The organism is Streptomyces graminilatus, from assembly GCF_001418565.1.
GTDB classification, from domain to species: domain Bacteria; phylum Actinomycetota; class Actinomycetes; order Streptomycetales; family Streptomycetaceae; genus Streptomyces; species Streptomyces graminilatus.
In genome coordinates this window covers 1-10,008 of record NZ_LIQQ01000565.1, presented here as the reverse complement: position 1 = coordinate 10,008, position 10,008 = coordinate 1, and the positions used below count along the sequence as shown (strand labels likewise).

The following is a 10,008-nucleotide window of genomic DNA, read 5'->3' as shown; positions in this document are numbered from 1 at the left end:
CGCGAGTCGGACGAGTCGCGCCGGCCGTCCACCCGCCCCGCCCGCGGAGCACCCCGCCCTGCCGGCCTCGATACAGACATCGGGCGTCACCCGTGCGTTCCGTCCGAGGCCTCTCTCTCGTCATGTACACGCACCTACGATCGGTCCGTTTGGGACAGTTGACGGCATGGCAGGAGAGGCGCTGATGGGCACGCTGGAGTCGAACGGACATGCGCAGGGGGAGTCCGCGGGGACGGGGCGGCGGACGCTGCTCGGAGCCGCGATGCTGGGTGCGGGCGGCGCGGTCCTCGGGCTGCCCGGCGCGGCCCAGGCAGCGGAGCCGGACGCGCACCGGAGCGTGAAGCACGGAGGCGGTGGCTTGAAGAGCCTGCCCGTACCGACGATCATCGGCCACCGGGGTGCCAGCGGCTACCGCCCGGAGCACACCTTCGGCTCCTACCAACTCGCCCTCGACCTCGGCGCGGACATCGTCGAGGCCGGTGACCTGGTCCCCACCAAGGACGGCCACCTCGTCTGCCGCCACGAGCCCGAGATCGGCGGGACGACGAACGTCGCCGACCACCCCGAGTTCGCGAGCCGCAGGACCACCAAGGTGCTGGACGGGGTCTCCGTCACCGGCTGGTTCACCGAGGACTTCACGCTCGCCGAGCTGAAGACGCTGCGCGCGATCGAGCGCATTCCGGCCAACCGCCCGCACAACACCCTCTACGACGGCCGCTGGGAGATCCCCACCTTCGAAGAGGTCCTCCGCTGGCAGGACGAGCAGACCCGCAAGCGCGGCAAGCAGGTCTGGATCTACCCCGAGACCAAGCACCCCACCTACTTCCGGGCGCTCGGCCTGGACCTGGAGGAGCTGGTCGCGAAGGCGCTGCGCAAGCACCGCAAGGACAGGAAGAACTCGCCGGTCATCCTCCAGTCCTTCGAGCCGACCAGCATCCAGCGCCTGAACCGGCTGGTGGACAACCCGCTCGTCGTCCTTCTCTCGGGCGCGAGCACCCGTCCCTTCGACTTCGTGACGAACGGCGACCCCCGTACGGTCGCCGACCTGATCACGCCGGCCGGTCTGAAGGAGATCGCCTCGTACGCGCAGGGCATCGGCCCGACCCTCGACCTGGTCATCCCCAAGGACGCGGCGGGCGCCCTCACCTCCCCGACCACCCTGGTCGCCGACGCGCACCGGGCGGGCCTGATCCTGCACCCGTACACCATGCGCAACGAGAACCCCTTCCTGCCGGCGAACTTCCGCAAGGGCACGGGCGTGGACGCGTACGGAGACGTCTTCGGCGCCTACCGGACGTACTTCGCCACGGGCATCGACGGCGTCTTCACGGACAACGCGGACACGGGCGTACTGGCCCGCGCGGACTTCCTGAACGACTGAGCCGACCCGGCAGTTCTACGGGCGTCGTCAACGGCCGAACGTCCGGCCCCGGTTGGGGTGACAACCGGCCGCTCCGGCAACCTCCTGCCGGGGCGGCCGCGTCGTGCCGCATATGACCCACGACATGGTTTCCGCCCTGCGCCCCCTGCTCGCCGCCGAGGCCTCGGCCGAGGCATATGTCTACGGCGCCGAGCCGAGCGACCTGGAACAGGCCGTCTGGCTCCGCCTCCTGGAACGCCTCGACTCCGACGGCCCGCCCGCCGACCCGCAGAACTGGCTCCGCCGGGCCGTCCGTTCCGAGGCCCGCCGCAACCGCCGTACCGCCCGCGTGGAACGGCCTTACGGCGACCGGCCCGCGGCCGACGACGGGCCGGGCCCCGAGCAGCTCGCCCTCACCGCCGCCCGGCACCGCGCCCTGCGTGACGCGGTCCGCAGGCTGCCCGGCCGCTGCCCGAGTCTGATGGAGGCCCTGCTGTCGCCGAAGGACCTCACCTACCGCGAAATCGCGGGGGAGTTGGGTATCTCACAGGGAAGTCTTGGTCCGGAACGTTCCAGATGCCTGGGATGTCTCCGTCGTTTGCTGACACCGGAGGTTGCGGTCGGCGAAGTGCGGGGATAGGAGTGGGGAACAACGACTGAACAGGTGAGCGGGAGGCGTGCACACATGGGCATGAGCGTGACCATCTCCGTGGCGACGGAACGGGACACCGAACAGATCTTCCGGCTGCAGTACCTGTGTTTCCAGAGCGAGGCCGCTCTGTACGGCAACTACCGGATCGATCCGCTCGTCCAGTCCCTTGATTCCGTGCGGGAGGAAGTCGGCACGGACTGCGTCTACGTGGCCCGGCTCGGCGAGGAGGTGGTCGGCTCGGTGCGCGGCACTCCGAACCCCGACGGCACGGCGTCCATCGGCAAGCTCTGCGTCCACCCCCGCCTCCAGGGCCACGGCATCGGCGCCCGTCTGCTGCGCGCGGCCGAGTCGGCGCTCGCGGAGGAACGCGGCGCCAAGAGGTTCCGCCTGAGCGCGGGCCACCGCAGCGACAAGGGCCTGCGCCTGTACCGCCGGGTCGGCTACGAAACGGTGGGCACGGACAAGGGCACCGACGGCGTACCGATGATCGTCCTGGAGAAGCCGGCGGGAACGTACGCGACGACGGCGTGAGGAGCGCCCCGCAGGGGCGCGGGGAACTGCGCGACAAGCCACGACGGACTCGCAGTCGCGCAGCAATCCTCAGCCAATCTCCTCCTTGGGCGCCCGCGCCTTACGCAACCAGTACATCGCGGAGACGGGCAGCAGCACAGGGATGAACAAGTACCCCATCCCGTAGTCGGACCACACGGTCGAGTCGGGAAACGCCGACGGCTCGACCAGGGTCCACGTACCCACGACGAGCACCCCGACAAGCTCGGCCGCACAACAGGCCAGCGCGGCGCGCCGCGCCGTCTCCCCGCCCCGCACCAGCGAGTACGTGATGAACCCGTACACCACACCGGCGACAGCCGACAGCGAGTAGGCGAGCGGCGCGTGGTCGAACTCGGTCGAGATCTGCACGGCCGAGCGCGACACCGCGCCGACGACCATTACGCCGTACAGCCAGACCAGAAGAATGCCCGGCCCGCCGATGAGCCGCTTGCGCACGGGCCGTTCCTCCGTGGACGTGTCCGTCGTGGCCATCTCATCCTCCCCAGATGTCATAGAGCCGCACCTCCAGCACGGCCAGCACCACACCGCCCGCGGCGACCGTCACCGAGCCCCAGCGGGTGCGCTCCGCCAGCGACATGAACCCCGTCACCGGCACGCACGACACCGCGCCCAGCAGATACGCCACGAAGATCGTCGTGCCCTGCTCCGGCTTCTCGCCCCGGGCGAGCTGGACGATGCCGACCACCAACTGGACCACGGTGAGCAGGGTGACCACGCCCATGCCGATGAAGTGCCAGTCCTTGGTGGGCTGATCGCGAGAGGCGGCCCAGCCGCACCAGGCGGCGAGAGCGAGAGCGGCGACGGCGGTCGCGACCGTCAGGGCATCGAGCATGCCGCGACCCTATTACGGCTCAAAGTGCCCGGTGCTATCGGCCCCGGGCCGCCGGTCCGTCCCGGGTCTGTCCAGTATGTGGACGCACGTGAGACACATATTCATGGCCGCGTCTATACGTCTGCTTTACTGTTCGCATGACCACGACGAGCAACCGCATCCTTGCGACCGAGGCGACCCTGACGCCCGGTGCTCGTTGTCTGTGTCGAATGTGCGCCTTCTAGAGGCCCCCCACCGTCCCCTGAGCCTCGCGACCTGAGTCGCGCTCCGCCGGGCATGTCCGTACGCCGCGGCCGTATGACTCCTCCGAGTCCCGCACCGGCATTCGCGTACGCGACCGACCTGAGCCGCACACACCCCCCTTCCGTGTCCGGGCAGAGCCATGCCCGCGCACTCGACAGTGACGGAAACCCCTGTGATCACCACGTCAGGCCTCACGAAGGTCTACCGCTCACGCGGTCGTGAAGTCACCGCCCTCGACGGCGTCGATCTCCACGTCCGTGAAGGCGAGGTGTACGGCGTCATCGGCCAGTCCGGCGCCGGCAAGTCCTCGCTCATCCGCTGCGTCAACCTCCTGGAACGCCCCACCGCCGGTACGGTCACCGTCGCCGGACAGGACCTCACCGCGCTGGCCGGGCGCGGGCCGAGGGCGGGCCGGGAACTGCGCCGGGCGCGCAGCCGTATCGGCATGGTCTTCCAGCACTTCAACCTGCTCTCCACCCGGACCGTCCAGGACAACGTCGAGCTGCCGCTCGAAATCCTCGGCACGTCCGGCGCGGAGCGGTCCCGCAAGGCGCTGGAACTGCTCGACCTCGTCGGCCTCTCCGACAAGGCCAAGGCCTACCCGGCCCAGCTCTCCGGCGGCCAGAAGCAGCGCGTCGGCATCGCCCGCGCCCTCGCCGGCGACCCCAAGGTGCTGCTCTCCGACGAGGCCACCAGCGCCCTCGACCCGGAGACCACCCGCTCCGTCCTCCAGTTGCTGCGCGACCTGAACCGGCAGTTGGGGCTCACCGTGCTGCTCATCACGCACGAGATGGACGTCGTCAAGTCCATCTGCGACTCGGCGGCCCTCATGGCGAACGGGCGGATCACCGAGTCCGGCACCGTCAGCGAACTGCTCGCCACCCCGGGCTCCGAACTGGCCGCCGCGCTCTTCCCGGTCGGCGGCGACGCCTCCGGGGACGACCGCACGGTCATCGACGTCACCTTCCAGGGGGACGCGGCCACCAGGCCCGTCATCTCGCAGCTCTCCCGCACGTACAACATCGACATCTCGATCCTCGGCGCCGCGATGGACACCGTCGGGGGAAGGCAGGTCGGCCGGATGCGCATCGAACTGCCGGGCCGGTACGAGGAGAACGTCGTACCGGTCGGCTTCCTGCGCGAGCAGGGCCTGCGGATCGATGTCGTCGGTGAGCGCCAACTGGTCAAGGACGGTGCCGAGTGACCTGGTCCGAGATGCGGCCCCTGCTGGAGCAGGCGTGTTGGGACACCCTCTACATGGTCGGCTGGTCCACCCTGATCGCCGTCGTCGGCGGACTCCCGCTGGGCGTCCTGCTGGTGCTGACCGACCGCGGCGGACTTCTGCGCAACGTCCTCGCCAACAAGGTCATCGGGCAAATAGTGAACGTCGCCCGCTCCATGCCGTTCATCATCCTGATGGTCGCGTTGATGGGCTTCACCCGGACCATCACCGGTACGACCATCGGCCGTGAGGCCGCCATCGTGCCGCTCGCCGTCGGCGCGATCCCGTTCTTCGCCCGCCTCGTCGAGACGGCTGTCCGCGAAGTGGACCACGGGCTCGTCGAGGCCGTGCAGGCGATGGGCGGCAACACCTGGACGGTCGTCCGCCGGGTCCTCGTACCCGAGTCCCTGCCCTCGCTGATCTCGTCGGCCACCACGACGGTCGTCGCCCTCATCGGCTACTCCGCGATGGCCGGCACGGTCGGCGCGGGCGGCCTCGGCGACATCGCCATCCGGTACGGCTACCAGCGCTTCGAGACCGGCCTGATGTGGATCACCGTGGCGATCCTCGCGGTCGTCATCTCGGTCATCCAGCTCGCCGGCGACCTCGCGGCCCGCGGGCTGCACCGGCGCGGCGGCGGTTCGGGCGGTGCTCCCGGACTCCGGCTGCTGAAGGCGCGGTCCAGGGCGACCGCGCCGACCGCGCCGGTCGAGGCGACCGAGGAAGCCGCCGCCGCGGACGTCGGCAAGGCCGCCTGACGGCTGCCCGGGACCCGCCGAGCACCCCCTCCGACCACACCCACCCCACCCGCAGATTTCCCCGTGGCACCCATCACGGGGACAGTCACACCCATTTTGAAAGGCACTTTTCGTGCGTAACGCAATAAAGCTCACCGCCGTCGCCGTCACCGCCGGAGCCCTCACCCTGGGTCTCACCGCCTGCGGTTCGGAGAAGGACTCCGCCTCCGTCTCCGCCGACACCAGCGGTCCGCTGATCGTCGCCGCGAGCCCCACCCCGCACGCGGAGATCCTGAACTTCGTCAAGGACGAACTGGCGAAGAAGGCGGGCCTGGACCTGGAGGTCAGGGAGTTCACCGACTACGTGACGCCGAACACGGCGACCGAGGACGGCTCGGTGGGCGCCAACTACTTCCAGAACCAGCCGTACCTCGACGACTTCAACAAGAAGAACGGCACCCACATCGTGCCGGTCGTCACGGTCCACCTGGAGCCGCTCGGCCTCTACTCCCACAAGGTCAAGAGCGCGGACGCCCTGAAGAGTGGTGCCACCGTCGCCGTCCCGAACGACAGCGTGAACGAGGCCCGCGCCCTCAAGCTGCTCGCCGCGAACGGGATCATCACCCTCAAGGACGGCGTGGGCAACGAGGCCACCCCCGCCGACATCACCAAGAACCCGAAGAACCTCAAGTTCAAGGAGCTGGAGGCGGCCCAGACCCCGCGCTCCCTGGACGACGTCGACGCCGCGGTGATCAACGGCAACTACGCCCTCGAAGCCGACCTCTCGCCCGCGAAGGACGCCCTCGTCTCGGAGTCCCCCAAGGACAACCCGTACGGCAACTTCCTCGCCGTGAAGAAGGGCCACGAGAAGGACCCCCGGGTCGAGAAGCTGGCCAAACTGCTCGCCTCGCCCGAGGTCAGGAAGTTCATCGAGGACAAGTACGACGGCTCCGTGATCCCGTCCTTCTGATCCCTCCTTCTGATCCGGCCGCGGTCCGGTAACAGCCACCTCGGTACGTACCGACACGTACGGGGTCCGCGCCCTCACCGGGTGTGGACCCCGTGATGCGGTTCCGGCGCCGCATGCTGCATGCTGGGCAGTTCAGCAGGCCTTGCATGTTCGAAGGTTTCGAAGGTTACGGAGTGGCGCATGACGAGCACCTTCCCCAACATCTCCATCAGCACGGAGCGGTTGGTACTGCGCCCCCTCGACGAGGACGACATCCCCGCGCTGGCCGAGATGATGAACGACGAACAGGTCGCCGCCTGGACCGACGTCCCCCAGCCCTTCACCGAGGACGCGGCCCACACCTGGATCACCGAGTACGCGCCCGCCGAACGCACCGAGGGCCGTGGCCTCGACCTCGCCGTCACCGAGTTCCTCACCCAACGCCTCGTCGGCATCGTCCAGTTGTCCAAGACCGACTGGCACATCCGGTCCACCGAGCTGTCGTACGTCACCGCCCCCTGGGCACGCGGCGAGGGCTACGCCTCCGAGGCCGCGCTCGCCACCTGCCAATGGGTGCTCGGCGACCAGAAGTTCGAACGCGTCGAGCTGCGCACGGCCGCCGACAACACCGCCTCCCAGCAGGTCGCCCAGAAGATCGGCTGCATCAGCGAGGGCGTGCTCCGCGGCGCCTGTATAGCGCACGTCCGTGCCGAGGACGGGACCTGGACCGACGAACGCACCGACTTCATCGTCTGGAGCCTCATCCCCGAGGACCTCGAAGGAGCCGGCGAGGAACTGGCCGAGTCCGGTGGTTTCACGTCGTACTCCGACTGGAACTGAACAGAGGGGGACGCGACCGGACACACCGGGAACACCCGGTACCCTCACGGAGTCCCGATAGCACCGACTCCGTACGGGATGCCCCCAGATTCCCCCTGCTGCCCGACACCCGCGCCGAACCCCCTGGAGACTGACGACGATGGCCGACCGGGTCACGGTGATCGGCTGGGACGGCTCGCCCCTGAGCGCCACGGCGCGCTCCGCCCTCGGCGCCGCCACACTCGTCGCCGGCGCGCCCCACCATCTCGCGCTCCCCGAAGTCCCGCCGGCCGCCGAACGCGTCCGCCTCGGCAGCGTCGACCTCGCCGCCCGCCGCATCGCCGGCCATCGCGGCACCGCCGTCGTCCTCGCCGACGGAGACCCCGGCTTCTTCGGTGTCGTACGCACCCTGCGCAACCCCGAGTTCGGCCTGGAGGTCGAGGTCGTCCCCGCCGTGTCCTCGGTGGCCACCGCCTTCGCCCGCGCCGGCATGCCCTGGGACGACGCCCAGGTCGTCGTCGCCCACCGCCGCACCCTGCGCCGCGCGGTCAACGTGTGCCGCGCCCACACCAAGGTCGCCGTCCTCACCTCACCCGGCGCGGGACCCGCCGAACTCGGCCTGCTCCTCGACGGGGTCCACCGCACCTTCGTCATCTGCGAGGAACTGGGCACCGAGCGCGAACAGATCACCGTCCTCACCTCCGACAAGGCCGCCGACCGCGCCTGGCGCGATCCCAACGTCGTCATCGTCATCGGCGGCCCGGCCGCCGCGAGCGGCACCGGCGACTGGATCGCCGGCCGCGACCCGGCGGCGGGTCCACGCGGCTGGGCCCTGCCCGCCGAGGCGTACGGTCACGGCTCCGCCCCGTACGCCGAGGGCGAGGCGGAACTGCTGCGGGCCGCCCAACTCGCCCGGCTGGGACCGCGCGTGGGCGACCTCGTCTGGGACATCGGCTGCGGCAGCGGAGCCTTCGCCGCCGACGCGGCCCGCACCGGCGCCGCCGTCATCGCCGTCGACCGGAACGTGGAGGCCTGCGCCCGCACCGACTTCGCCGCCCGCCGCTTCGGCGTTCAGCTCCAGATCGTGCGCGGCGAGGCCCCGCACGTACTGGAGAACCTTCCCGAACCCGACGTCGTCCGGGTCGGCGGCGGGGGAGCGGCGGTGGTCTCGGCGGTCGCCGACCGGCGCCCGCAGCGCATCGTGACGCACGCGGCGACCCGCGACGCGGCCGAACTCGTCGGCCGCGACCTGACCGAGCACGGCTACGACGTCGAGTGCGCCCTCCTCCAGTCCGTCGAGCTCGACACCCGGGCCTGGACGGAGACGGAGCGGAGCGTCGCGTTCCTGCTCAGCGGAGTGCTGCCCGACCGCGCGCCCTGAAGTCCGCATGCTGTCCCGTGATCCTGTTGTCGTACTGCGCGCGGTAGGCTGGCAGATCGTTGCACCGCACTCGGCCGACCGGCACTTCGTAGACCAATGTCCGGAAAGCGCGCCCGTTTTGGGGTGAGTGTGGTAAGGCGGAACCGCTGGGGCGCGCAACGTGGCGCAGTCCACAACGGTCCGTGGCGGATCAAGGTGCCGTTACGGCGGAACGACCGCAACAATGCCAGTTGATGGCGACAATGCCACTTAGTGGCTTTGTCGTCTTTCTGGGACGGGTCGTTCGTGCCGCTGGGCACGCATGCTCGTTCTTCACTACGGGGCGGTCGGTGAGCTGTGACAGGCGAGCCGGTCGTAGAAGCACTAACCGATGGGCGAGGGGTACGCATGACCGACACCGGCCAGGTCCCGGCCGAGGGGCTGCCGGAGAGCGCAGGCATGGTGGAACAGCCGGGCGTTCCCGCGCACGGTGCGTACACCTACCTCTCCGAGACCACCGCCGAGGACGAAGACCTGCTGCTGCTCCCGGGCGCCCAGAGCGCGTGGGGCAACGAGGTCGCGCCGCCCGCCCCGGTACCCGTCGTCGAGGCCGTGCACGAGCCCGGCCCGCACGAGACCGGTGGCCGCGACAGCGGCTCGGTCGACCTGAGCGCCGTCCGCCTCGCGACCCAGGCTCCCGCCTCCCAGGCGACGGCACCGGTCGCGCCCCGCCGCCCGCTGCACCTCGGTCCGCCGACCCCCGACGCCTCCGCGAGCCCGGTCCGCTCCCTCGCCGACCGCGGCCCGGCCGGCATGCCCGCACCCGGACGCCAGTTCGCCGCGCCCGCGCCGGCCGCCGAATACCTCGCTACGACCTCTCCGCTCGCCGAAGCGGCCCCGCAGACGCCGGCTCCGTGGGCCGCCCAGCCCCCGGGCCAGGCGCAGCCCCAGACCCAGGTCCCGGCTCACACGGCGGTGCAGGCGGCCCCGGCCCCGCCGCTGGTGAGCGAGACGGCACACCCCGCGGAAACGGTTGCCCCACTTCTGGCCGAGACCCCGGCACCGGAACCGGCCCCCGAGCCGGCCGAGGTGCCGCAACAGCCGGAACCCGTACCGGCGCCCCAGGAGCTCCAGGCGCCGACCCCGGAGGCCTCGAACGAGGTGCCGCAGGTCGCCCAAGAGGCGCCCGAGCCCCAGCCGGAGCCCGAGTTCGCCGCCCCCTCGGCGCCCCACCCGCCGGAGAACACATACGCCTTCGAGG

10 protein-coding genes and 1 pseudogene are annotated in these 10,008 nt (G+C 70.5%); 9 read left to right on the top strand and 2 right to left on the bottom strand.

Going from position 1 to position 10,008, the window contains the following annotated elements; all coding sequences use genetic code 11:
* Nucleotides 1-184 precede the first annotated feature (184 nt).
* From AOK08_RS36660 to AOK08_RS36650, 3 genes are all read left to right on the top strand, one after another.
* Nucleotides 185-1,381 (top strand): glycerophosphodiester phosphodiesterase, encoded by a 1,197-nt coding sequence (locus AOK08_RS36660; RefSeq protein WP_055534152.1) that lies wholly within the window; start codon nucleotides 185-187, stop codon nucleotides 1,379-1,381.
* A 112-nt stretch (nucleotides 1,382-1,493) separates the two neighbouring features.
* Nucleotides 1,494-2,000, top strand: a complete 507-nt coding sequence (locus AOK08_RS36655; RefSeq protein WP_055534147.1) for an RNA polymerase sigma factor — start codon at nucleotides 1,494-1,496, stop codon at nucleotides 1,998-2,000.
* Between the two features lie 45 nt (nucleotides 2,001-2,045).
* Complete coding sequence (locus AOK08_RS36650) at nucleotides 2,046-2,543, top strand: GNAT family N-acetyltransferase (protein WP_055534146.1); 498 nt, start codon at nucleotides 2,046-2,048, stop codon at nucleotides 2,541-2,543.
* A 69-nt stretch (nucleotides 2,544-2,612) separates the two neighbouring features.
* Here AOK08_RS36650 and AOK08_RS36645 read toward each other — a convergent pair whose 3' ends face one another.
* Together AOK08_RS36645 and AOK08_RS36640 are read right to left on the bottom strand one after the other, a co-directional pair.
* Complete coding sequence (locus AOK08_RS36645) at nucleotides 2,613-3,056, bottom strand: hypothetical protein (protein ID WP_055534145.1); 444 nt, start codon at nucleotides 3,054-3,056, stop codon at nucleotides 2,613-2,615.
* Between the two features lies 1 nt (nucleotide 3,057).
* Nucleotides 3,058-3,417, bottom strand: a complete 360-nt coding sequence (locus AOK08_RS36640; protein WP_055534144.1) for a hypothetical protein — start codon at nucleotides 3,415-3,417, stop codon at nucleotides 3,058-3,060.
* Nucleotides 3,418-3,799: 382 nt separating this feature from the next.
* Between AOK08_RS36640 and AOK08_RS36635 the strand changes: the two genes are divergently transcribed.
* The 6 genes and pseudogenes from AOK08_RS36635 to AOK08_RS47970 form a co-directional block, all read left to right on the top strand.
* On the top strand, nucleotides 3,800-4,864 hold the full coding sequence (locus AOK08_RS36635; RefSeq protein ID WP_079054482.1) for a methionine ABC transporter ATP-binding protein: 1,065 nt from the start codon (nucleotides 3,800-3,802) through the stop codon (nucleotides 4,862-4,864).
* Entirely contained in the window at nucleotides 4,861-5,640 is a 780-nt protein-coding gene (locus tag AOK08_RS36630) for a methionine ABC transporter permease (protein WP_055534142.1), read from the top strand. The genes AOK08_RS36635 and AOK08_RS36630 overlap by 4 nt, the downstream gene beginning before the upstream one ends.
* 112 nt (nucleotides 5,641-5,752) lie before the next feature.
* Complete coding sequence (locus AOK08_RS36625; RefSeq protein WP_055534141.1) at nucleotides 5,753-6,589, top strand: MetQ/NlpA family ABC transporter substrate-binding protein; 837 nt, start codon at nucleotides 5,753-5,755, stop codon at nucleotides 6,587-6,589.
* 180 nt (nucleotides 6,590-6,769) lie between these two features.
* Entirely contained in the window at nucleotides 6,770-7,408 is a 639-nt protein-coding gene (locus tag AOK08_RS36620; protein ID WP_055534140.1) for a GNAT family N-acetyltransferase, read from the top strand.
* Between the two features lie 139 nt (nucleotides 7,409-7,547).
* Entirely contained in the window at nucleotides 7,548-8,768 is a 1,221-nt protein-coding gene (gene cbiE / locus AOK08_RS36615; RefSeq protein ID WP_055534138.1) for a precorrin-6y C5,15-methyltransferase (decarboxylating) subunit CbiE, read from the top strand.
* Nucleotides 8,769-9,155: 387 nt separating this feature from the next.
* Nucleotides 9,156-10,008, top strand: a pseudogene (locus AOK08_RS47970) (nicotinate-nucleotide--dimethylbenzimidazole phosphoribosyltransferase); the annotation flags it as partial.